Raw genomic sequence first — 23,987 nt, 5'->3', positions numbered from 1 at the left:
TGAATACCGCCTTCATAATAAAGCTCTACTTCTTCATGATCGCTAGTACGGTGGTCTTGCACGATAATGCGTACACCGCGATTTAGAAAAGCGAGTTCACGAAAACGATGTTTCAATGTTTTATAACTGAAATCCGTATTGGTAAATGTATCCGTAGACGGTTTAAAAGTAACCTGCGTTCCCGTTTTGCCAGGCGTATCGGCTAAAATAACCAAATCTTCTAATGGTTCTCCATGTTCAAAACGCATAAAGTGTTCTTTATCATTACGCCAAATACGCAGCTCCAAGAAATCGGAAAGCGCATTTACAACTGAAACGCCAACGCCGTGAAGACCGCCGGAAACTTTATAACTGTTTGAATCAAATTTACCACCCGCATGTAGCTGTGTCATAATCACTTGCGCAGCAGAGACACCTTCTTCCTCATGCATATCAACGGGAACACCGCGACCATTGTCGGTAACCGATATAGAACCATCCGCGTTCATCGTCACGAGAACCTTGTCACAATACCCCGCAAGACTTTCGTCGATTGCATTATCAGAAACCTCAAAAACCATATGATGCAGGCCTGTACCGTCATCGGTGTCGCCAATATACATTCCCGGTCTTTTGCGCACAGCATCAAGTCCTTTTAGGACTTTAATCGAGTCTGCGCCATAATCTTCAGCGCCCTCTGTTGCGTCTTTCATTTCCGTTTCTTCAGACATAAACCTCGTCCTTTATAATACAAAATTTTTCAAACATGACTATAGCATGCTTCTTCTTATTCCGCTTCTATTTTTCCATCTTTAAAGTGAAAAAATCTGGCGCGATTTGCCATTAATTCAAATAACGATTTATCCGTGCCCGTTAGCCACACTTGTGAACCAATGTCCCCTAATTCTTCAAATAAAAATCCACGTCTTTTTTCATCTAGATGCGCTGCAACTTCATCCAAAAGCAATATCGGCGGCGCACCAAATTGAGTTGCGCTTAATCTGGCGCTTGCTAATGTAATCCCGATGAGCAATGCTTTTTGTTCCCCCGTTGAACAAAGCTCCGCTGGCATGTCTTTATTTTTATGGCGCACGAGTAAATCGGTTTTATGTGGACCGATGGAAGTTCTGCCGGATCGTGCATCTTGCTGCCGGGAGGAAACCAGCCTTTCACAGAATTCCGTTTCAACCTCTAATGCCGGGCGATTAAGCAGCCCCTGCTCAAGATCACCACCTAAAGAGAGAAAGGCACTTGGAAAAGCGGACTGACTTTCTGAAATAGCTTGCGATAATTTATCAATAGCATCAAGCCGCGCAGCAGCAACGGCAACTCCATGTTCAGCCATTCGACTTTCAAGGCTTGAAACCCATTGTGGGTCAGCATGTCCCTCAGAAAGTAATTTTGAACGTTCTCGCATAACACGCTCATATGCACCCACTTCTCGGCTATGGGATGGATGATAGGCCGCAACAAGTCGATCAAGAAAACGTCTTCTACCTGAAACACCGTCAATAAATAACCGGTCCATTTGAGGCGTTAGCCAAGCCACTTGTAAAATATCCCCAAAAGCCGCAGGGCTATTAAGGTTTTCACCGTCTAAACGCCCAATGCGGCGATCCGGTGATGTCTCTGAATTGAGCGCGTGACGCGGTAAAAGTCCGCTTCCAAGTTGGCGCTCCCCATCTGGCGTAAAGATACGACCAGAAACAGCCCAAGGTGCTTCAGCGCCAATTTTATTAACATCGGAAAGTTTCGCTCTTCTTAAACCGCGCCCCGGTGACAAAAATGATATCGCCTCAAGTAAATTGGTTTTCCCTGCCCCGTTGGCCCCCGTCAGGACAACAGAATTTGCACCCGTTTCAAGTGACATACTTTCATAAGAGCGGAAATTTGTAAGCATGACACAGTCCACATAAAGAACCAGTGCCTTACCCAAAGGCAAGGCACTGGAAAGATTTTCGCGGTTGTTGGAATGTGCCAGATTGCTCACCCGAGAACTCTATTACACTCTCATAGGCATGAGAACGTAAAGTGCCCCTTCATCGGTTAAATCTTTGAGTATCGTCGGTGCCGCCGCATCTGCAAAAGCGACTTGTACAACATCGCCTTCGATCTGCGCTAAAATATCAAGGAGATATCTGGAATTAAATCCAATTTCCATTTCATCTGAATCATAGCTGACTGATAATTCTTCCCGCGCTGTTCCATGCTCTGGACTATTCACAGTCAATCTTAATTGCCCTGAACTCATAGCCAGTTTAACTGAGCGGGTTTTATCAGAAGAAATGGTAGAAACACGATCAACAGATTCAGCAAGCACCTTGCTATCTACTTCCATGTTTTTATCATTTCCTTCAGGAATAACACGCGTGTAATCTGGGAACGTGCCATCAATTAATTTTGAAGTAAGCACAATATCGGCAAACGCAAAACGGATTTTTGTATCTGATAGGCTGACTTCAACGTCACCTTCATACTCATCAATTAATTTTCTTAATTCACCCACTGCTTTACGAGGAACAATAATCCCTGGCATATCTGCGGCCCCTTCTGGCTGATCAACATCAAATCTCGCCAACCTGTGGCCATCCGTTGCAACACCACGCAGAACGGCTTCACCGTTATCGTCGCTCGCAGCATGCAAATAAATACCATTTAGGTAATAACGTGTTTCTTCCGTTGAAACAGCAAACCGTGTTTTATCGATAAGACGTTTTAAATTCACACCTGTCACATTAAAGCTTACTGGCAAATCGCCTTCTGACATCACAGGAAAATCTTCTCTCGGTAAACAAGATAGAGTAAATTTAGATCTTCCCGCGCTTATTGATAACCGTCCGCTATCCACATCATAATAAAGCTCGACCTGAGCCCCTTCAGGAAGTTTACGAACAATGTCATATAATGTATGTGCCGGTGCCGTTATACCGCCTGGCTCTTCCGTTTCTACGGCAACGCCTTCACCAATGGCAATATCCAGATCGGTTGCTGCTAGGTTTAAACGCCCCTCTTCACCCTCAAGCAAAACATTCGACAAGATGGGAATAGTATTGCGGCGCTCAACAACGCTTTGGATGTGTCCAAGTGATTTAAGTAAGGCGCCTCGTTCTATATTCAATTTCATTTGATAATTTCACGCTTCATATTTACAAGATTATTAGATCCCGAACTTTATAAAAGTCCATTTTCATATTATTATATATGTTGAAAAACAGACTACCATAATGAGCCATTACGTCAATGGCTTTTTCACGGTTTTCTGCCGAGTCGCAATATATTTCTTATGGAGCTAAAAGAGGCCTTATTTGGCCCCAATTTTCAGGTGCTAAACATACGCTCAAGATGAAGGATATCTTCTTCAAGAACACTGTCCGTTTGGCGCAATTCTTCAATACGCTTAACCGCGTGCATTACTGTCGTATGATCACGTCCGCCGAATTTTCTTCCTATTGCAGGAAGCGACATAGATGTTAATTGTTTACTTAAATACATCGCCAATTGTCTGGGCCGCGCTACTTGTCTTGCTCTGCGGGCTGACAATAAATCAGATAGCTTGATGTTGTAGTAATCGGCCACTTGTCTTTGAATTTCATCAACCGTTACGCGTCGGTCATTGGCTCTGAGCAAGTCTTGTAACACTTCTTGTGTCATATCAAGAGTGATCGGGCGTCCAATTAAAGTAGAATGCGCCACCATTCGATTAAATGCGCCTTCCAACTCTCTGACGTTTGAGCTTATTCGTCTTGCTAAAAATTCGATTACTTCACTTTGGATTTCAACTTCGGGAATATTATTGGCTTTTTGCTGTAAAATACCAAGACGCAGCTCATAATCTGTCGGATGAATATCAGCGACAAGCCCCCAACCAAGGCGTGAGCGAATTCTTTCTTCAACTCCCTCAAGGTTAGAAGGAGAACGGTCCGCAGATAAAACCACTTGTCGGTTATGATCAATGAGAGCGTTAAACGTATGAAAGAACTCTTCCTGCGTTGAATTTTTATTCGCAATAAATTGCAAATCATCAATCATTAAAAGATCAACATTACGGAATTTTTCCTTAAAGCTCATTGTATCTTTATAACGGATAGACGAAATAAACTGATACATAAACTGTTCCGCGGATAAATAGACCACCTTTTTATTCGGAAAATTTTCACGCATAGCCCAAGCAATAGAATGCATTAAATGGGTTTTACCTAATCCAACACCACCGTGTAAGAAAAGTGGATTAAAATTAACATCTTTATTTTCCGCTACTCTGCGGGCGGCCGCATATGCAAACTCGTTTGATTTGCCAACAACAAAACTATCAAATGTAAATCTTGCATCAAGTGGCGCTCCAAAACTGCTCTCGCTTACCATTTTAACTGACGCATTAGATTTTACTTTAGGTTTAGTTATGCTTTCAGATTTTTGAATACCATCATCTTCAATATCTTTATCTGTCCCTTGAAAACCGGAAAGGACAATAATGTCGATATCGGTAACTTCCATGTTGACCCGTTGCCAAGCATTTTTAAGCCTTTCAGCGAAGTTTGACAGCAACCAATTACGCATGAAACGGGTTGGTGCCGCCATAATCGCACGTCCCCCGTCAATATTGATCAGAGCGAGCGGCTTAAACCAGCTTTTATAGGTATTTTCATCTATTTCAGTGCGCAACGTATCCAGAACCAAATTCCATTGCATATCAATGGTATTGCTCATAGGGGTCCCTTTCACGTTTTGCTGTCCTAACTCACTCGCCATAAATTATTTTCTTACCCTTATACCCAACTGGCCTTTAAACCAAACTGGTTCTGATTAATGTGTCCACGGCAAATCAAGCGCTTGCCAACCTGTTTTACGCCCACGATGCCCCTTTTCGTCTGGCGCTCCTTCAAAACCTTGTAAAATGTTAAAACTATTTTCATATCCTGCATTTGTTGCTGCAATGGCCGCTGCCACTGAACGCACGCCTGTGCGACAGAGAAAATAAATTGTCGTATCTTTATTTGGAACCGCTTTCATTAGATGGTCCAGAAAATTGACGTTCGGCGCACCATCTGGAAAACTTACCCATTCTATATACTTGGCACATTTTGAAAGCGATGATAAATCAGGCTCACCGACACATTTCCATTCTGCAAGAGTTCTTACATCCACCAATACTGTATTATCATTATTGGCAAGTTGATCCCACACCTGTTCGGGCGTCACATCCCCTTTATACTGTCCTGTCATTTCCTTCGATCCCAGTTCTTACTCAAATTCGACTTATTTTGTGGTTCTGTTTAAGGCATAGAATACCTTAGCTGCAAAACGGCTTTTTACAGTGTGTATCGTCCACAAATGTCGATAAAATTATTGTTATAACCCTACCCATCATACCCCCTCGTTGCAACAGAGAGTTACGCAAAAAAATAAAATAAAACACCACCATATGTCTTGACTTTAGGGTGACATACTAGATGTAGTAGGTCGTAAGAAAATTAAAAAATTTCAATTTTTAGCTAAAAAGAACATATCGGGAATCTCTGAAAGAGAAGCGATAAAAAAAAGCCGAACCCGGTTTGGTTCAGCTTTTTTTGGACAATTTTCGGGAAAATTTCCCTTTTTTAAACGCGACTCGCCACTTTCTCTAGAGCGACTCGAAACACTCTAGGTTTTAGCCAAGTGCCTTAACGCGTTTTGCAAGACGAGATACTTTACGTGATGCCGTTTTTTTATGAAGAACACCTTTAGTCACGCCGCGCATTAATTCTGGTTGCGCTTCTTTAAGAGCTACTTTTGCTTCGTCTGCGTTACCCGCTTCAACGGCGAGTTCAACTTTTTTCACATAAGTACGAATACGACTGCGACGTGCTTTATTAATATCTTCACGCTTGGCATTACGACGTACTCTTTTTTTAGCTTGTAATGTATTAGCCATGTTAAATTTATCCTTTATGTGAGGACTGTCTCAAAACTGCTTAACTCAAAAGTCACGCAGGAGAATCACTATCCTCAAATTCCTTAATGTCATATTTAATGTGTGGCTTATAAACATGACACCCCCATTGGTCAACAAGCTTTTCATTATTTCCCTTGAAAAGGACTGAATTAACTCACTTTTTTCAACTTTATGAGGTTATTTATGCTTAAAGTCCGCCGATCGCTTCTCAATAAAGGCTGACATTCCTTCTTTTTGGTCCTGAGTTCCAAATAAAGATTGGAAAATTCGCCTCTCGAATCGCACGCCTGCATCCAATGCGCTTTCGTAAGCTTCGTTAACGCATTCTTTTGCAAGCATCGTTGTTGGTAAAGACATGGTCGCAATTTTTTCTGCAACTTTGATGGCTTCGTCTTTTAGCGTTTCTATTGGCACCACCCGACTAACCAGCCCGCTTCTTTCGGCTTCCTCAGCATCCATCATTCGGCCCGTTAAGATCATATCCATCGCTTTGGATTTTCCAATGAGTCGTGTCAGTCTTTGTGTGCCGCCTGCACCAGGAATAACCCCAATATTTATTTCAGGCTGACCGAACTTTGCATTATCGGCCGCGATGATAAAATCACACATCATCGCCAGCTCACAACCACCGCCAAGAGCATATCCTCCAACTGCAGCAATCACAGGCTTGCGACAACGGTTAACGGCTTCCCATTTTTTTTCGATAAAATCATCTTTATAGAATTCTAAATATTCTTTATCGGCGATTTCTTTTATATCGGCACCGGCCGCAAATGCCTTTTCTCCACCCGTTAATATAATGACACGAACGTCATCATCGGTTTCACAATCATTCAACACAATCGAAAGCTCGTCCATCATTTGATTATTTAACGCATTTAAAGCGTCAGGACGATTTAATGTAATAAGGACCACATTTTTTAAACGCTCAACAATGAGCGAGCTATAAGTCATATTTATATCCTTAATTTAATTAGGTGAGAGGGCAAAGAGGACCTTTAAACCAGATGTATTTTCTATGACGTTCAGCGTTAGGCTTTCTTTTTCCCGATTAGCAAATAAGCAATATTGCACGCCATCCTCACAATTAGATTTGTTGTTATTCATTTTCCACCCCAAAGAAGGTAGAACCATACGGTAAAAATTATTCACTTCATTTGCCTTTAGGGCGCCTGAAGCTTCTGCATTAATAATGCGTCCATCAGGGCTATCAAAAAGAAGTGCGGCTTCTCTATTTTCAACAAGGCCTTCCATAAGTGGTAAGTCCAGATCGTCAAGAAGTGCACCTTCCTGCGAAAAAGCAGACGATGTAAAAACGATCACTATAAAAACTATTATTTTTTTCATCATTATATTAGCTTACTTATTTCTGGCACTGAGGGCAATAGAATGTGGAACGTCCCCCCTGATTAATCCGTTCGATCGTACCTTTACACCCTCTGTTATGACATCCTTCATTTTCGCAGCCATAAGCAATAAATTGATGTTGAAAATATCCTAAGTCGCCATCAGCGCCTGCAAAATCTTTTAAAGTTGATCCCCCTGCTTCAATAGCACGGCTTAAAATATCGCGAATTAACGGCACCAATCTTTCGGTATCTTCTTTTGAAATTTCTGTCCCTTTACGGTACGGCGATATTTTTGCCTTATTAAGCGCTTCACAAACATAAATATTGCCAAGTCCTAACACCACCTTTTGATTAAGCAGGAGCGCTTTAATCGTAGAATTGCTTTTATAAATTTTTTCATAAAGATATTCACCATTAAACTCATTGCCCAGTGGCTCAGCGGCCATTTCTTTGAATAATTTATGGCCTTCAAGTTCATCCTCACTGCATATTGTCATTATCCCAAAGCGGCGCGGGTCATTATAAATTGCCAACATCCCCTGATCCGTTTCAAAAATAACATGATCATGCTTTGCAAAGGGTGTTTTATCTTTTGCTTTAATAACGAACTTACCTGACATGCCTAAATGACAAATAATGACATCGCCGCTCTCTAAAAACATCTGCAGGTATTTCGCACGCCTAACAATTGTTTTAAGCTTTTGGCCTTCTATTCTTTTCACAAAGTCAGTGGGAATAGGGATGCGGATATTATCCCGCCTCTGGTGCACTTTAATGATTCTTTTTCCCTCTAAAACGGGGGCAAGTCCGCGTTTTGTGGTTTCAACTTCAGGTAATTCAGGCATTTGCGGTTAAACTCTTCGATTTCTTGATGTTTTCTACTGGCACAGCATGCAACACTGCGCTATGTTCCGCAATATGACAAATGAAGAAAAATTAGAAAAAGACGACACGACCCATTTTGGCTTTTCAACCATTAAAGAGGATGAAAAGCAGTCAATGGTCCGCGGCGTTTTTGATAGTGTTGCCGAAAAATATGACATTATGAATGATGTCATGAGTGGCGGCCTTCATCGTGCTTGGAAAAATGATTTCATCCGAGACTTAAGACCTTCACCGGGAATGCATCTTCTTGATGTAGCAGGCGGCACTGGCGATATTGCATTTCGGCTCTTAAACGCTGCCGAGAAAAGAACATCAGAAAACGGACCTGCGGCCAAAGTGACCATCTGCGACATTAATCATAATATGTTAAAGGCAGGAAAGGCACGCGCTCTTGATAAAGGAATTTTTGATCCTATAGACTGGGTCACCGGCAATGCAGAAATGCTTCCCCTTCCCGATAGATCGGTTGATGCCTATACAATTGCATTTGGTATTCGTAATGTTACACATATCGACAAAGCCCTTAAAGAAGCTTACCGCGTGTTAAAGCCGGGTGGACGTTTCATGTGCCTGGAATTCAGTAAAGTAGAACTTCCGCTTTTAAAGAAAATTTACGATGTTTATTCTTTCAATTTTATTCCTCATTTCGGTGAAATGATCACAGGGGATAAAGATAGCTACCAATATTTAGTTGAAAGTATTCGCAAATTTCCGACCCAAGAAAAATTTAAGTCTATGATCGATAAAGCAGGGTTTAAAAGAACAACATATCGTAATTTATCTGGCGGTATCGTTGCAATTCATTCTGGATGGAAAATTTAATTTCATGTTTAAATGGGCTCGCCACATCAGTCGCATTATTAAAGTAGGCTATACGCTATCAAAGCATGATGCTTTGATAGATATGCTTGAACTTTTTGGTGATCGTCCCAAGGCATTATCGCAACTAAGTAAATTTAATAGAAAACATGATGTAAATGGAAAACCGGAAACACGTCTTGTTATCGCGCTTCAGGATTTAGGGCCAAGTTTCATTAAAATTGGACAGGCCCTTGCAACGAGGCCCGACATCATCGGTCCAGAGGTCGCCCTCGATTTATTAAAGTTACAGGATAATGTACCGCCTTTTCCAGAAAGTCAGGCCCGAGATATTATTGAGGATGACCTTGGGGCATCAATAGAAGAGCTTTTTGACGAATTTGAGAAAACACCTATTGCTGCCGCTTCAATTGCCCAAGTACATATGGCAAAAACACCTGAAGGTAATAAAGTCGCCGTCAAAGTCTTAAGGCCCGGAATTGCTAAAGCGTTCGGCCGTGATCTTGAAGCATTTCGTTGGCTCGCAGGAATTTTCGAATTTTTCTCTAGCGAAGCACGGCGTTTAAGACCAACAAAAGTTGTCGATACAATTGCTGAAGTCATCGCGCTTGAAATGGATCTGAGGATTGAAGCTGCCGCAGCCGCAGAATTAAAACACAACACAAAAGATAATCCATATTATGATGTACCGTCCGTCGATTGGGACAGAACCAGTCGTCAGGTGCTCACAACAAATTGGGTTGACGGTATTTCCTTTAAAAAGTTAGATGAAATTAAAAAAGCAGGCCTTGATCCGAACAAATTGGCTGAAAATTTGGTTCAAGGGTTTCTTGGTCAAGCCTTAAACGATGGGTTTTTCCACGCTGATTTGCACCAAGGGAATTTATTTGCCTGCAAGGGCAATAAAGTGACGGCCATTGACTTTGGCATTATGGGGCGCATTGATCTCAAAACCAGAAAAGGTTTGGCCGATATTCTTTATGGATTTGCCCACCAAGATTACGACCGCATTGCAAAAGCGCATTTCGATTTGGGGTATGTACCCGCCGATCAGGATTATACAAAATTTAAGCAAGCCATCCGTGCAATTGGAGAACCCGTTGTCGGTAAACCTTTACGCGAAATATCAGCGGGCCGCCTTCTTGGGCAACTGTTTGAAACGACCGCGACTTTTAATATGCATACGCAACCACAACTTATCTTATTACAAAAAACAATGGTTACCGCAGAAGGCGTTGCCCTAAATTTAAATCCTGACATTAATATGTGGGAAGCCTCACGCCCCGTTATTGAAAAGTGGGTTAGTGAGAACCTTAGCCCTATTGCAATACTCAAAGAAGGCGCCAAAACGACTTTTGAAACGTTAGCCAGATTACCGCAAATCATCGAAGATGTAGAACAAGTCATCCATCAAATGCGGGAAATGCAAAGCAAAAGCGCAAGGCGCCGCAGCTCATTGAAGTTATTTATGTATGGAATAGTTGGCGGTTTATTGGGCAGTGCAATTGGTTATTCTCTTTATATGCTGTTGATAAATTAATCATCAATGCTTATCTCTTAAGGGTAATTCAATAGAAAGGACATCCAGTGACAGATATATTGCAAGATAAAAAATTATTGCTTATCATTGGCGGCGGTATTGCTGCCTATAAATGTCTCGATCTTATTCGTCGCCTTCGCGAACGGGGCGTTATCATTCAAGCGATATTGACTAAAGGCGGATTACAGTTTGTCACCCCTTTATCCGTTAGCAGTTTAATCGAGGATAAAGTCTATCAAGACCCTTTTTCCTTAACTGATGAAGCAGAGATGGGCCATATCAGGTTATCCCGTGAAAATGATTTAATCCTTGTCGCACCCGCCACCGCAGACCTTATGGCTAAAATGGCCTGCGGGATCGCAGATAACCTTGCGACGACAACCCTGCTTGCGGCTAATAAGCCGATAATAATTGCGCCCACCATGAATAGTCAAATGTGGGCGAACCCGGCAACGCAACATAATCTGAACACCCTTAAGGAACGCGGCATTTCGGTGATCAACCCTGCTGATGGCGATCTCGCTTGCGGTGAAGTTGGAACGGGACGCCTTGCGGAAGTGGATGACATTGTCGCCGAAGTTGAGGCTTTTTTTTTAAATAAAATTGATGGGCCGCTTCAAGGTAAAAAAATTACCATAACCGCAGGTCCGACTTATGAAGAAATTGACCCTGTTCGTTATATTGCCAATAGATCTTCCGGAAAACAGGGTTATGCAATTGCGACAGCGTTAGCGCACGAAGGGGCAGACGTCACCTTAATTTCAGGGCCAACAAACATTGAAAAACCCAGAGGGGTGAATATTATCGATGTCAAATCCGCACGGGACATGATGGCTGCGACGGAAAATACCCTGCCCGCTGATGCTTTGATATGTGTTGCCGCCGTTGCTGACTGGCATGTTAAAAATGCTAATGATCAGAAAATTAAGAAACAGGGTAACGATCTTCCAATAATTGAATTCGCGGAAAACCCCGATATTTTAAAAACAATTTCACATCACGAAAATCGGCCTAAGCTTGTGATCGGTTTTGCCGCTGAAACTGAGAACGTTTTAGATAACGCTAAATCGAAATTAAATAAAAAGGGTTGTGATTGGATTTTGGCCAATGATGTTTCAGGCACTGTTATGGGGGGTGATCAAAATCAGATACATTTCATAACGAATGAAGGCCTTGAAAATTGGCCGACTATGGATAAAAAATCCGTCGCTGAGAAATTAGCTCATAGTATAAAAGAATTTTTTAAGGAATAAACATGACGACAGTCGCTATACAAATATTACCTCATGGCGAAGGACTAAAATTACCAGAATATGAAACCAGTAACAGTGCTGGCATGGATTTAATGGCCGCCGTTTCAGAAGGTGAAGAACTCACGTTAGCGCCCGGAAAAAGACTTTTAGTTCCTACGGGTTTTGCCATGGCGCTTGCTGATGGTTTTGAAGCGCAAGTTCGCCCTCGCTCTGGCCTCGCTTGGAAAAATGGTGTAACCGTCTTAAACACACCAGGGACCATTGATGCGGATTATCGCGGCGAAGTTAAAGTCATTCTTGTCAACCTTGGTGATGACGATTTTTTCATTACCCGTGGAATGCGTATTGCCCAAATGGTTATTGCACCCGTAACCCAAATTTCATGGAATAAGCAAGATAACCTTGATGAAACAGAAAGGGGTGCTGGTGGTTTTGGCTCAACAGGGGTTAAGTCATGACAGATACCGTAAACATAATAATTGAAGGAACAACGAGCACAATTCCGGCTGAAGAGCTTACAATTGAGCGGATCATTGCAGAAGCGCGCTCAGTTGGTTATCAAGAATTTAGTGTGTTTTGCAACGAAAAAGAAATCAAAGGTCCCGACGATTTAAAAATTATTCCAGGTGCGGATTATATAGTTACCCCGCCTGAGACAGAGCTTAATATGGATGATATCGAATTTGAAGTGATAGAAGAAGCAGACGGCAATGACACTGACTGACGATCAAATCGAACGATATGCCCGCCACCTCATCCTCAAAGAAATTGGTGGTCCGGGTCAGCAAAAATTGCTGAAATCAAAAGTGCTGGTTATTGGCGCTGGTGGATTAGGTAGTCCACTTCTTATGTATCTTGCTGCCGCAGGTGTTGGCACTATTGGGATCATTGATCACGATAGCGTTGATTTAAGTAACCTTCAACGTCAGATCGTCCATATGACATCCGCCATTGGACAAGATAAAGTTACTAGCGCAAAAGAGATGATTAAAAACATTAATCCAGATATTAATGTGGTTACATATCATGAGCGCCTTACAGATGATAATGCAGAGAAAATTATATCCGAATATGATGTCGTTGCAGATGGCTGTGATAATTTCACCACACGCTTCTTGGTGAATGATATATGCATAGCGCAAAGAAAGCCGCTTATATCGGGCGCTCTTAGTCAATTTGATGGCCAGCTTTCAACTTTTAAGGGATACGAAGATACCCAACCATGCTATCGATGTCTTGTGCCAGATCACCCTAAGGGCATTTTAAGCTGCGCCGAGGCCGGCATTCTAGGTGCCGTTGCAGGTGTTGTTGGTACAATGCAAGCGGTAGAAGTTTTGAAAGAACTTCTCAATATTGGTGATAGTTTGGCGGGGAAGCTTGTCATATATGATAGCCTTAGCGCTGCAAGTCGTACAATCAAACTTCCAAAAGATCCTGGCTGTAAATATTGCCACTAAGAAATAACGCGATCTCTCGGGCTGTGTCCATCCAGAAAAGTTTTCACATTAATAATGACTTTATCACCCATTGCTTGGCGTGCCTCTGTCGTCGCTGATCCCATATGTGGTGCAAGCACAACATTCTCAAGAGTTAGAAAGTCTTTTTTTACTTGCGGTTCATTTTCATAAACATCTAGTCCGGCACCTCTGATTTCACCCGATGATAATTTCTCAATTAGGATCTTTTCATCAATGACTTCACCGCGGGCCGTATTGATTAAATATGCATGCTTCTGCATCAATCCCAAACGATGGTTATTCATTAAATGATGTGTTTCATCGGTATAGGGGCAGTTTAAAGAGATAACATCCATTTGAGTAATCATCTGGTCTAAGCTTTGCCAATAGGTTGCGCCGAATTCAGCTTCTAAATCCTGATGGATCGGATTTCGGTTATGATAATGAATGCCCATTCCAAATGCTTTGGCGCGCTTTGCTAATGCCTGACCGATCCGCCCCATACCGATGATACCAATTTTTTTACCAAATAGTCTCGTTCCGTGCATATCTGTCGGGGCCCACCCTTGCCATTTCCCTGCACGTAGCATTCTTTCGCCTTCATTAACGCGGCGTATGATACCAAGCATTAATGAAAATGCCATTTCTGCCGTATCTTCTGTTAACACGCCTGGTGTATTTGTGACCGTAATCATGCGGGCCCGAGCCGAGGCCAAATCAACGTGATTAATACCAACACCAAAGTTAGCTATCATTTTAAAATTCGTGCCTGCGGCATTTATTATCTCTGCTTCTATTTTATCGGTTACTGTCGCAACCAATACTGTCGCCTCCTGAACAGCACATAATAATTCATCTTTTGTGAAGGGGTGATCATCATCATTAAGTTTCACATTGAACAATTCCTGCATTCTTTTTTCAACGGCTAGCGGTAATTTACGGGTAACAATTACGAGAGGTTTCATTTTTTTCTTTCAGTTGAAATTTTTATCAGTATATTTTGCTCATTGCTTTCTGACAAATGAAAAGCAATCTTGACGAATGCTTCAGAAAAATACATAAATTGACCTACTCTAGCTTCAACATAAAGTTTAACACTGTGCCAAAAATTATATTCATTTTTTGTCTTACATTTATTTTTTCATTCAATGCCATTGGGCAAGATAATGAAACAACCACAATGGGTGCTTCCGGCTATCCCCTTCCAAGATTTATGTCATTGGTTAATGATAAAACCAATATGCGTACTGGCCCCGGAATCGAATACCCAATCGATTGGATTTACTTAAAGGAAGACTATCCTTTAAAAGTCATTGCAGAATACGGAAATTGGCGAAAAATAGAAGATATTGATGGTTCGACCGGCTGGATCTTGAGGTCTTTACTATCCTTAAAACGGTACGGCGTTATCATTAATGGCACACAAAATCTTTATAAGTCACCCGAAAACAGGCGTCAGATCACAGTCTCTGCAGAACAGGATGTTCTAGGAACAATCAACCAATGTGCAGACAATTGGTGTGAAATGGAAGTTGGCGGTTTCACCGGCTGGATTAGCGTGGAAAATATTTGGGGCGCTCTAAACCAAGAAGTATTTGATTAGATTTAACTATTTTCCATGTGGATGACCACATTAACAGCGCTAATTTTTTTACCTTCTGGTACTTCTGGTAACGATGATATAACCAAATCTTCTGATGTTAAATCAGCGAGGATTTCATCTTCCTTAAAGAAGATATGATGATGATCAGATATATTGGTGTCAAAATAAGTGCGGTTACTATCCACAATCACTTCTTTCAAAAGGCCTGCTTCCGTAAATTGATGCAGCGTATTATAAATTGTTGCGAGTGAAACTTTGGCGCCAGTCCCGTTTACTTCATTATGAAGCACTTCAGCTGTGACATGGCGGTCATCACCATCAAATAAAATTTTTGCAAGTGCAAGTCTTTGACGTGTCGGTCTAAGGCCAACATCTTGTAAACATTTTAGGGCTTTTGAATAGGGTCTGTTCATCTTTTTACTCATAATGCTTCTTAAAAACATTACAATATTACACTGTAATTTTTAGTTAATCAAGTTGGTGAATAATTAATCGCCTGTCACGATGCGTTCAATAAGCTCTTTTACCGTAGGCACAAAGCCGTTGCTATAAAAAGGGTCTGTACCAAAGTTAAAGGCTGCATGACCAGCAAACATTAAGTTATCATCTAATGAACCGCCATGGGCAATATTCATTAATGACTTTTGAATACAGAAACTTCTTGGATCAGCGCCACGACCCGTTGAGTAATTGGTGTCCGGGTTTTGCGACCAGTTTGAAAATTTACATTGGCTCAAGCAACCCATGCAATCCTTTTGATCCTGTCTGATTTCAGCGGCTTCATCCGCACCAACCAAAATTAGTGTATCATCCGGCGTACGCATTGATGTATCAAAACCTTGATCAACCCAAGCCAATACCTTTGGCTTATCGTCTTCTTGGACAAAATATTTTTTCTTACCCACAAGCACTTCAGTATTAAAGGCTTCATCAACACCCGCTTTACGGCGAAATTCAACTTGTCTTTCGGAACGACCTTCTAATTGATTAAGAAGATTATTACGCACCGCAGAAGAATAAAATCCTGTCGGGCTAAAACGATGAAGTAAAACATCCCCTTCAGTTAAGGTTGTAAGCTTGTCTTTCCAGCCTTGTGGAATGGGGCTTTCTTTTGTTAGAAGCGGACGCGTTCCGTATTGAAATGCGATCAAGCCAATATCAGGGTTATCGAACCAATGTTCCCAGTCCCGCAGGTACCAAACACCACCAGCCATTAAAATTGGCACATGCTCAAGTCCAAATTTATTCATCATTTTACGCAATGCGACGACACGCGGATAAGGGTCTTGCGGCTCAAGCGGATCTTCTGCATTTGAAAGACCGTTATGCCCACCCGCTAACCACGGGTCTTCATAAACAACACCACCAAGCCATTCGCCATAATTTTTATAAGCGCGTTTCCATAAAATGCCGAAAGCACGGGCAGAAGAAATAATAGGATGAAAAAATACTTTATGATTTGCCGCTATTTCCGCGAGCTTATAAGGCATTCCTGCACCACATGTGATACCATGAACCAGCCCTTTTGCGCCGTCTAATACGCCTTCAAGGACAGGTTCAGCACCGCCCATTTCCCATAAGACATTAATGTGAATACGACCATTCCCGCCGGCAATATCATGCGCATCTTTAACTTGGCGTACACCGCCATCAATACCGTATTGGATCAGTTCAGCATGACGCTCTGTGCGGGTTTTTCCATGATAGACTTGAGGAATAACATTCCCGTTCTCATCAAAATTATCCGCATTAACGCAGGAAACGGTTCCAACGCCGCCCGCGGCAGCCCACGCACCCGCACTGGCGCCATTGGTTGCTGAAATCCCTTTACCACCCTCAACGAGCGGAAGAACTTCGCTGCCTGATATATTTAATGAGTTTATCGCTTTCATATTATCCCTTCACCGTATCCATATTTACGGTTGCCGGACGAACCCCATCACCCGGCAATCTAGTACTATTTTACGCGTCGGCGTTTTCTTCATCGCCTTCGTCTTTGGCTTCGTCGTTCATTACAGCTTTCATACTTAAGCGTACTTTACCACGATCATCAATGCCAAGAACTTTTACTTTAACAACATCACCTTCTTTTACAACGTCGGTAACTTGTTTAACGCGCTCATTGGCCATTTCACTAATGTGAACAAGGCCATCACGACTACCTAGGAAGTTTACGAATGCACCAAAGTCAACTGTTTTTACAACCTTACCTTCATAAGTAACGCCAACTTCTGGTTCAGCAACAATACCATTGATCCAATCCATAGCCGCACGAATAGCGGCAGCATCAGAGGAAGAAACATTAACAACGCCATCATCATCAATATCAACTTTAGCACCAGTTACTTCGCAGATTTCACGAATAACTTTACCACCAGTACCGATGATTTCACGAATTTTATCTTTCTTAACTTGAATAGTCTCAATACGAGGAGCATGTTCACTCATTTCTTCACGAACGCCATCAATGGCATCATTCATGGCTGCAAGAATTGTAGCACGACCACCTTTGGCTTGCTCAAGTGCTGCTTCCATGATGTCTTTCGTAATACCAGTAATTTTGATATCCATTTGAAGTGATGTGATACCTTCTACTGTACCAGCAACCTTAAAGTCCATATCACCAAGATGGTCTTCATCACCAAGAATATCGGAAAGAACGGCATAATCATCGCCTTCTTTAATAAGACCCATGGCAATACCGGAAACAGGGCGTTTAATCGGAACACCCGCATCCATTAAGGATAGGGAGGAACCACAAACCGTCGCCATAGAAGAAGAACCATTTGATTCCGTAATTTCAGAAACAATCCGGATTGTATATGGGAAATCTTCCTTACTTGGAAGCACCGCTTTCATCGCACGCCATGCCAGTTTACCATGCCCCACTTCGCGGCGACTTGTAAATCCTGCACGTCCAACTTCACCTACTGAATAAGGAGGGAAGTTATAATGAAGCATGAAGTTTTCCTTATAAGTACCCGTTAGCGCATCAATGAATTGTTCATCATCCGCTGTTCCAAGTGTTGAGACACAAATTGATTGTGTTTCACCGCGTGTGAAGAGTGCAGAACCATGTGCACGAGGAAGAATGTTCACTTCACCAACGACTTTACGCACTGTGTCAAGATCACGGCCATCAATACGCTTACCCGTTTTAATGATATCACCTCGAACAATATCTTTTTCAAGATTTTTTAAGATCCCGCCAACAAGAATGCTATGTGCATCATCATCATCTTCAGATACAAACTTCTCTTTCACGGCATCTTTAACGTCATTAATTTTGCCAACACGTGTTTGCTTGTCCGTTTCACCATAAGCATCACGAAGACCAGCTTCAGCCATTTTAGCAATATCAGCAATAAGGGCGCTATGATCTTCTTCTTCTGGAAGTTCAATTGGGTCTTTCGCAGCAACTTCTGCAAGCTCTATAATAGCATCAATAACCACTTGCATTTGCTCGTGGCCAAACATAACCGCACCGAGCATAATTTCTTCGCTTAGCTCATTTGCTTCTGATTCAACCATAAGAACCGCATCACGCGTTCCTGCAACAACTAGATCAAGGTCGGAATTTTCCAACTCTTCTTCTGTAGGGTTTAATACGTATTCACCATCGATATAACCAACACGGGCACCAGCAACCGGCCCCATAAAAGGAAGTCCAGAAAGCGTTAGTGCAGCACTTGTGCCGATAATTGAAGGGATGTCAGCTTGATTTTCAAGGTCATGGCTCATTACTGTACATGATACTTGTGTTTCATTTTTGAAACTTGATACGAAAAGCGGGCGGATCGGACGGTCAATCAAACGACATACTAATATTTCTGATTCGCTTGGACGTGCTTCACGCTTAAAAAAACCGCCTGGTATTTTACCGGCGGCATACGCTTTTTCTTGATAATTAACTGTGAGTGGGAAGAAATCAATTCCAGCTTTCGCTTTTTTCGCTGCTGTTACAGCGGTGAACACTGATGTCTCGCCATACGTTACCATTACGGCACCACCGGCTTGACGAGCAATTTGTCCTGTTTCGATTTTAAGAGGGCGACCGCCCCAAGTGATTTCTACTTTATTTTTATTAAACATATATATTTCTCTATTTTCTTTCGGCTATATTTTTTTGATTTGTGGGCCAAGGCCCATCCTTGAAACCCACACATCAAAAAGCCTTTGCATGACCCCTATGGTCATACTTAAACGTTTACTTGCGAAGACCTAAACTCTTAATAAGGGCTTGATAACGGCCTGCGTCTTTTTTGTTAAGATAATCAAGAAGCTTACGGCGCTTGTTAACAAGCATAAGCAACCCACGACGTGAGTGATTATCTTTTTTATGTGTTTTAAAATGTTCTGTAAGATGGGCAATTCTATGTGTAAGAATGGCAACTTGAACTTCTGGGGAACCTGTATCGCCATCTTTTGTGGCATACTGTTTAATTAGTTCCTGCTTTTTTTCTGCAGTAATCGACATCGGTAACTCCTTTAAATAAATTATAAATTAAAGACCCGAACTGGTTTTAAAAATTCTTCATCAAGTTCACACAAGGCAATAATTTTATCATCATGCATGGCTTTATAAAGTTCGCCAATTCGGTTTGAAGCCGGAAGCTCTCTTGATGGAATAAATCCACCGTTTTTTAGAAAGTCTGCCTGATCCTTTGTTACGGCCAATGCCAAGATGTCGTCTAGCACGGTCACAACATTAAGAATCCACTCTTCAAGCGGCGCACTATGTACTAATTCTTCAAGCTTTTCCAGTGAAATCGTATCGCTTTCATCAAATGCGCCAACTTTGGTGCGCCTTAACATGGAAATATAGCCTAAAGTCCCTAATTTCCTTGCCAAATCGCGCCCTATTGAACGCACATAGGTCCCTTTAGAGCACTCCATTTCAAAGGTTGCGCTTTGTAAATCCGATTCTAATAATTTTAAATCGAATACTTCAACCTCGCGCTCTTTCATTTCCAAGGCCTCTCCCGCCCTGGCAAGGTCATAAGCACGCTTTCCATCTATCTTGATCGCACTAAAGATAGGCGGACGCTGCTTAATAACACCAATAAAGTCCGGCAATGCCTTTAAAATTTGATCTTGGGTAGGCCTAATCCCGCTCGTTTCGATCACATCACCTTCTATATCGTCCGTGGTGCGTTCTTCGCCCCAAGTGACTGTAAAACGATAGGTTTTTTTCGCATCCATCATAAAAGGGATCGTCTTAGTTGCTTCGCCAAAAGCAATTGGCAAAATGCCTGTTGCAAGAGGGTCTAACGTTCCGGCATGACCAACTTTTTGAGCTTTGGTAAGAAAACGGCATTTCCCGACAACTTTGGTCGAACCCATATTATAGGGTTTATCAATTACCAACCAGCCATCGACTTTATTACCTTTACGTTTTCTTGCCATCTATGGTCTATTCAGCATCGTCTTTAATGAGATCTTGTGCGACATGGTCACTTTTTAAAAGTGACTCGATGTGATCAGCTTCACCGAAACTAAAATCAGACGTAAATTTTAAATTTGGCAAATATTTCATACGAACCATTTTTGATAATTGGCCTCTTATATATTTATTATTCGCATTTAACGCTTCAACAACTTCTTTTTCATTAAGGCCGCCTAAAGGCATCACAAAGATTGTCGCATTTCGTAAGTCAGGACTACATCGAACTTCTGTCACTGTGATAGAAACATCATTTAACGCTTCATCACGAATTTCGCCGCGTGATAATATCTCTGAAAGTGCATGGCGAATATTTTCGCCAACCCGCAAAACACGTGTACTTGGGCCTTTGCTATTATTAAAACGAGATTTGGACATTTTCTTATTCCTTAAAAGCAAACGGCTTCCCTAAAATTTTTAAAGGGAAGCCGATTATTCCTAAAATAGTTTCTTATAGGCTGCGTTCGATTTCCTCTACGGTGTAACATTCAATAACATCGCCTTGTTTCATATCGTTATAGCTTGCGAAATTCATTCCGCATTCTACACCACTTTCAACTTCTTTAACGGCATCTTTGAAACGACGAAGTGAACCAAGGTCACCTTCATAGACGACAATATCATCGCGAAGAAGACGCGCTTTCGCGCCTTGACGAACAACACCACTTGTAATCAAGCAACCTGCGGCTTTCCCTTTACCCGCATTAAAGATATCAAGAACCTCAGCTGTACCGATAATTGTTTCTTTAACATCTGGTGCAAGAAGCCCTGACATCACGGCTTTAATATCATCAATCAAATCATAGATGATCGAATAATAACGAATTTCAACACCTTCTTGATGCGCTTGCTCAGCGGCCGCGCGGCTCGCGCGAACGTTAAACCCAATAACGGGTGCGCCTGTTGCCATCGCTAAACCAACGTCAGTTTGATTAATACCACCCACTCCACTATGAACGATTTTACATTTCACTTCGTCCGTATTGAGCTGTTCTAGTGCCGAAATAATCGCACCGACCGAACCTTGCACATCTCCTTTAAGAAGAATAGGAACAGTAGAAATTTCAGCTTCCTTAAGCTTATCAAACATATTTTCAAGACTTGCTTGAGGCGTCTTGTTTTTATCATCTTTAATTTTCTTAAGTCTAAAATCTACAACACTACGGGCTTTACCTTCGTCATCAACCACAACGAAATCATCGCCAGCACCTGGCGCATTATCAAGTCCCAGTAATTCAACGGGTGTTGAAGGACCAGCCTCTTTCAATTGCGATCCGCGGTCATCGACTAAGGCGCGCACTCGGCCCCAAGACGTTCCGGCAACAACAACGTCACCAACTGTCAAAGTTCCGCGCTGAACAATAACAGTTGTGACTGCACCACGACCTTTATCAAGCTTGGCTTCCACAACTGCGCCACTCGCCGTTCTATTCGGATTGGCTTTAAGGTCATTAAGTTCAGCTTGAAGCAAAATGGCTTCTTCAAGTTTATCTAAACCTGTGCCTTCTTTGGCTGAAACCTCAATATCAAGAATTTCACCGCCCATACTTTCAACAAAAACTTCATGTTGCAGTAAATCTTGACGCACCTTCATTGCATTTGCGCCTGGCGCATCCATTTTATTAATGGCTACCACGATAGGAACTTCCGCTGATTTTGCATGCGAAATGGCTTCAATTGTTTGGGGCATAATGCCGTCATCAGCAGCAACCACAAGCACAACAATATCAGTCACACTCGCGCCACGAGCCCGCATGGCCGTGAAGGCAGCATGTCCTGGTGTATCTAAGAATGTGATTTTATCACCGCTAGCTAGTTTAATTTGATAAGCACCAATATGTTGGGTAATTCCACCAGCTTCACCATCTGTAACACTGGTTTTACGCAGAGCATCCAGTATTGATGTTTTACCGTGGTCAACATGACCCATAACCGTCACTACTGGCGCACGAGATACTAATTCTGCATCCGCATCTTCTGGACCTTCTAGATCAATTTCAACATCTGACGCGCTAATGCGTTTTAATTTATGGCCAAACTCTTCAACAATGAGCTCTGCAACATCTTGATCAACCTGATCACCTGCCGCAGACATCACGCCCATTTTCATTAAGGCACGGATCACATCATTGGTTTTTTCCGTCATACGGTTAGCAAGTTCCGCAACCGTAATACTATCAGGCACAATAACCTCACGATAAACTTTTTTCGCCGGCTCAACGAGACCGCTTTGACGTCTTTCTTTCGCACGTTTACGTTTCAAAGAAGCCAAGCTTCGTTGGCGCTCTAAATTTCCAGAAAGCGCTTGCGTTACCGTTAGTTTTCCGCCGCGGCGACGATTATCATCCATGCGGGACTTTTTAACTTCAGGACGACTTGGCTCTTCCTTAGCCGCTGGTTTTGACGCCTCTTTTGCTTTAGTCGGTGTGCCTGCCGCCAACTTAGCTGCTGCTGCCTCTGCTTCAGCAATTTTTGCCGCCTCCGCTTCTCTTTTCTTTTTCATTTCAAGATCAGCAAGACGTTTCTTCTCGTCTACTTCAAGCTTCTCAGTCTTTAGCGGCTCCGCCTTAGTTTTGCTCTTTGTTTCCGCAGCTTCTTTTGCTAAGCGTTCTGCTTTTGCGGCATCTTCAACGGCTTTTCGTTTTGCTTCTTCTGCAGTTTTTTTGGCCTTAGCATCGGCATCTTTTTGTGCTTGCTCTAAAACTTTAGCACGTTTCTCGCGTTCACTTTCAGAAAGTCCGCCAGCCGGAGTTTCTTCAACTGGCTTTGTCGGCTCTGCCGCTTTTTTTCCAGCATCAAAAGGCGTTTTGATTATCGACTTTGGTTTCGCTGCGGCCGCTTCAGGAGTGGCCGCCTGTCCAGGCATGATTAGTTTCTTTTTGCGCTGAACCACCACACCACTAGCACCACCGCCGGCACCTAATGCGCCAGATGGTTTCATCTGAAGCGTTTTACGCCCAGATGTTGATAGAGGTGTTTTTTTGTTTTTATCGTCACTCATTCTTTTATCGCCTTAAAAACCATTCTAACCTTTTAACATAAAAAAGCCTTTTATCATAAAAAGAAAAGAATAGCTTTATTTAATAACCTTATTTTTTACATCGTTCATATCGAGAAATTTCCCGAAGTAAACTTGTACTAATTCCTCCAGGCAATAATGCAAGATGAACTGCATTTGAAAGCCCGGCGGCTTTGCTTAATTCTTCGCGAGTGAAAATATCAATCACTTTTAAATTATCAAGCCCTTGGCACATTTTACTGCGCCCATTATCAGCTGCGTCTATGGCAGTTAAAAGAGTATTTGTCTTTCCGCCTTTTAACGCTGCTCTTACTTTTTCAAAGCCGGCAACTAAATGACCGGCTCTATTTGCAAGCCCTACATAATCCAATACACGTTTATGTAATAACTCTTCAATTTGGTCGGCTAGATCATTTCTGACCTTAACGACCGGTTTATTTTTATTCTCATCAGCTTCTAAATTTTCAACATCTTTTTTGATGTTTTTAAGAAGTTGATGTCCCGCCCTTAAAAGAACTTTTTTTTCAAGAGCCGCCTCTATCGTTTCGCGGTCTGCTTTAATCCAGCAACCTCTTCCCGGTAACTTTGCTGCTACATCAGGAACAATATCTGCGTCAGGTCCCGCAACAAACCGTATTAACTTAGAAGCGGGCAAAACCTCTTGAGTGACCAAACATTTTCGATTTCTTATACTTTTGGCCACTCATC

At 42.2% G+C, this 23,987-nt stretch carries 25 protein-coding genes; 7 read left to right on the top strand and 18 right to left on the bottom strand.

Annotation, left to right across the window (positions count from 1 at the left end; all coding sequences use genetic code 11):
- The 9 genes from ACTF6W_RS04890 to mutM form a co-directional block, all read right to left on the bottom strand.
- A partial coding sequence (locus ACTF6W_RS04890) for an ATP-binding protein (protein WP_438993427.1) occupies positions 1 to 710 on the bottom strand: 710 nt, incomplete at its 3' end.
- 56 nt (positions 711 to 766) lie between these two features.
- On the bottom strand, positions 767 to 1,969 hold the full coding sequence (gene recF, locus ACTF6W_RS04885) for a DNA replication/repair protein RecF (RefSeq protein WP_438993426.1): 1,203 nt from the start codon (positions 1,967 to 1,969) through the stop codon (positions 767 to 769).
- Positions 1,970 to 1,981: 12 nt separating this feature from the next.
- The gene (gene dnaN / locus ACTF6W_RS04880; RefSeq protein WP_438993425.1) at positions 1,982 to 3,103 is read right to left on the bottom strand and encodes a DNA polymerase III subunit beta; all 1,122 of its coding nucleotides are present in this window, start codon (positions 3,101 to 3,103) and stop codon (positions 1,982 to 1,984) included.
- Between the two features lie 194 nt (positions 3,104 to 3,297).
- The gene (dnaA, locus tag ACTF6W_RS04875; RefSeq protein ID WP_438993424.1) at positions 3,298 to 4,686 is read right to left on the bottom strand and encodes a chromosomal replication initiator protein DnaA; all 1,389 of its coding nucleotides are present in this window, start codon (positions 4,684 to 4,686) and stop codon (positions 3,298 to 3,300) included.
- Positions 4,687 to 4,782: 96 nt separating this feature from the next.
- Positions 4,783 to 5,202, bottom strand: coding sequence for a rhodanese-like domain-containing protein (locus tag ACTF6W_RS04870; protein WP_438993423.1), 420 nt, complete (start codon positions 5,200 to 5,202; stop codon positions 4,783 to 4,785).
- Positions 5,203 to 5,626: 424 nt separating this feature from the next.
- Complete coding sequence (gene rpsT, locus ACTF6W_RS04865) at positions 5,627 to 5,890, bottom strand: 30S ribosomal protein S20 (protein ID WP_438993422.1); 264 nt, start codon at positions 5,888 to 5,890, stop codon at positions 5,627 to 5,629.
- Positions 5,891 to 6,088: 198 nt separating this feature from the next.
- The gene (locus tag ACTF6W_RS04860) at positions 6,089 to 6,865 is read right to left on the bottom strand and encodes an enoyl-CoA hydratase (protein ID WP_438993421.1); all 777 of its coding nucleotides are present in this window, start codon (positions 6,863 to 6,865) and stop codon (positions 6,089 to 6,091) included.
- A gap of 15 nt (positions 6,866 to 6,880) precedes the next feature.
- Positions 6,881 to 7,261: a hypothetical protein gene (locus ACTF6W_RS04855; RefSeq protein ID WP_438993420.1), complete on the bottom strand. Its 381-nt coding sequence runs from the start codon at positions 7,259 to 7,261 to the stop codon at positions 6,881 to 6,883.
- Positions 7,262 to 7,274: 13 nt separating this feature from the next.
- Positions 7,275 to 8,105, bottom strand: coding sequence for a bifunctional DNA-formamidopyrimidine glycosylase/DNA-(apurinic or apyrimidinic site) lyase (gene mutM / locus ACTF6W_RS04850; RefSeq protein ID WP_438993419.1), 831 nt, complete (start codon positions 8,103 to 8,105; stop codon positions 7,275 to 7,277).
- 73 nt (positions 8,106 to 8,178) lie between these two features.
- Between mutM and ubiE the strand changes: the two genes are divergently transcribed.
- Genes ubiE through ACTF6W_RS04820 form a run of 6 tightly spaced genes read left to right on the top strand, consistent with a single transcriptional unit; the run spans position 8,179 to position 13,214 of the window.
- On the top strand, positions 8,179 to 8,967 hold the full coding sequence (gene ubiE, locus ACTF6W_RS04845) for a bifunctional demethylmenaquinone methyltransferase/2-methoxy-6-polyprenyl-1,4-benzoquinol methylase UbiE (protein ID WP_438993418.1): 789 nt from the start codon (positions 8,179 to 8,181) through the stop codon (positions 8,965 to 8,967).
- Between the two features lie 4 nt (positions 8,968 to 8,971).
- Positions 8,972 to 10,504, top strand: a complete 1,533-nt coding sequence (gene ubiB / locus ACTF6W_RS04840; RefSeq protein WP_438993417.1) for a 2-polyprenylphenol 6-hydroxylase — start codon at positions 8,972 to 8,974, stop codon at positions 10,502 to 10,504.
- Between the two features lie 56 nt (positions 10,505 to 10,560).
- Entirely contained in the window at positions 10,561 to 11,757 is a 1,197-nt protein-coding gene (gene coaBC, locus ACTF6W_RS04835) for a bifunctional phosphopantothenoylcysteine decarboxylase/phosphopantothenate--cysteine ligase CoaBC (protein ID WP_438993429.1), read from the top strand.
- A 2-nt stretch (positions 11,758 to 11,759) separates the two neighbouring features.
- Positions 11,760 to 12,215, top strand: a complete 456-nt coding sequence (gene dut, locus ACTF6W_RS04830) for a dUTP diphosphatase (protein WP_438993416.1) — start codon at positions 11,760 to 11,762, stop codon at positions 12,213 to 12,215.
- A complete protein-coding gene (locus ACTF6W_RS04825; protein ID WP_438993415.1) occupies positions 12,212 to 12,481 on the top strand; it encodes a hypothetical protein in 270 nt (89 codons plus the stop codon). Before dut ends, ACTF6W_RS04825 begins: the two co-directional genes overlap by 4 nt.
- The gene (locus tag ACTF6W_RS04820; protein ID WP_438993414.1) at positions 12,468 to 13,214 is read left to right on the top strand and encodes a HesA/MoeB/ThiF family protein; all 747 of its coding nucleotides are present in this window, start codon (positions 12,468 to 12,470) and stop codon (positions 13,212 to 13,214) included. The genes ACTF6W_RS04825 and ACTF6W_RS04820 overlap by 14 nt, the downstream gene beginning before the upstream one ends.
- Here ACTF6W_RS04820 and ACTF6W_RS04815 read toward each other — a convergent pair.
- Positions 13,211 to 14,179 carry a 2-hydroxyacid dehydrogenase gene (locus tag ACTF6W_RS04815; RefSeq protein WP_438993413.1) on the bottom strand — a complete coding sequence of 323 codons (969 nt, stop codon included), beginning with the start codon at positions 14,177 to 14,179 and terminating at the stop codon, positions 13,211 to 13,213. The genes ACTF6W_RS04820 and ACTF6W_RS04815 overlap by 4 nt on opposite strands.
- A gap of 134 nt (positions 14,180 to 14,313) precedes the next feature.
- Here ACTF6W_RS04815 and ACTF6W_RS04810 point away from each other — a divergent pair, with 134 nt between their 5' ends.
- Positions 14,314 to 14,817: an SH3 domain-containing protein gene (locus tag ACTF6W_RS04810; RefSeq protein WP_438993412.1), complete on the top strand. Its 504-nt coding sequence runs from the start codon at positions 14,314 to 14,316 to the stop codon at positions 14,815 to 14,817.
- A 2-nt stretch (positions 14,818 to 14,819) separates the two neighbouring features.
- Here the strand turns inward: ACTF6W_RS04810 and irrA are convergent, their stop codons facing one another.
- The 8 genes from irrA to ACTF6W_RS04770 all read right to left on the bottom strand — a co-directional run bounded on the left by irrA (position 14,820) and on the right by ACTF6W_RS04770 (position 23,982).
- The gene (gene irrA, locus ACTF6W_RS04805) at positions 14,820 to 15,242 is read right to left on the bottom strand and encodes an iron response transcriptional regulator IrrA (protein ID WP_438993411.1); all 423 of its coding nucleotides are present in this window, start codon (positions 15,240 to 15,242) and stop codon (positions 14,820 to 14,822) included.
- A gap of 63 nt (positions 15,243 to 15,305) precedes the next feature.
- Positions 15,306 to 16,709 carry an NAD(P)H-dependent flavin oxidoreductase gene (locus tag ACTF6W_RS04800; RefSeq protein WP_438993410.1) on the bottom strand — a complete coding sequence of 468 codons (1,404 nt, stop codon included), beginning with the start codon at positions 16,707 to 16,709 and terminating at the stop codon, positions 15,306 to 15,308.
- A 70-nt stretch (positions 16,710 to 16,779) separates the two neighbouring features.
- The gene (gene pnp, locus ACTF6W_RS04795; protein WP_438993409.1) at positions 16,780 to 18,909 is read right to left on the bottom strand and encodes a polyribonucleotide nucleotidyltransferase; all 2,130 of its coding nucleotides are present in this window, start codon (positions 18,907 to 18,909) and stop codon (positions 16,780 to 16,782) included.
- Between the two features lie 115 nt (positions 18,910 to 19,024).
- Positions 19,025 to 19,294 carry a 30S ribosomal protein S15 gene (rpsO, locus tag ACTF6W_RS04790; protein ID WP_438993408.1) on the bottom strand — a complete coding sequence of 90 codons (270 nt, stop codon included), beginning with the start codon at positions 19,292 to 19,294 and terminating at the stop codon, positions 19,025 to 19,027.
- A 20-nt stretch (positions 19,295 to 19,314) separates the two neighbouring features.
- Entirely contained in the window at positions 19,315 to 20,223 is a 909-nt protein-coding gene (truB, locus tag ACTF6W_RS04785) for a tRNA pseudouridine(55) synthase TruB (protein ID WP_438993407.1), read from the bottom strand.
- A 7-nt stretch (positions 20,224 to 20,230) separates the two neighbouring features.
- Positions 20,231 to 20,638, bottom strand: a complete 408-nt coding sequence (gene rbfA, locus ACTF6W_RS04780; RefSeq protein ID WP_438993406.1) for a 30S ribosome-binding factor RbfA — start codon at positions 20,636 to 20,638, stop codon at positions 20,231 to 20,233.
- Between the two features lie 73 nt (positions 20,639 to 20,711).
- Positions 20,712 to 23,261 (bottom strand): translation initiation factor IF-2, encoded by a 2,550-nt coding sequence (infB, locus tag ACTF6W_RS04775; protein WP_438993405.1) that lies wholly within the window; start codon positions 23,259 to 23,261, stop codon positions 20,712 to 20,714.
- 88 nt (positions 23,262 to 23,349) lie between these two features.
- Positions 23,350 to 23,982, bottom strand: a complete 633-nt coding sequence (locus ACTF6W_RS04770; protein WP_438993404.1) for a DUF448 domain-containing protein — start codon at positions 23,980 to 23,982, stop codon at positions 23,350 to 23,352.
- Positions 23,983 to 23,987: the final 5 nt, after the last annotated feature.

This window comes from Pseudemcibacter sp., assembly GCF_965661635.1.
Classification (GTDB): Bacteria; Pseudomonadota; Alphaproteobacteria; order Sphingomonadales; family Emcibacteraceae; genus Pseudemcibacter.
Note: the sequence above shows the minus strand (reverse complement) of the source record. Positions and strands in the feature narration are given on the sequence as shown.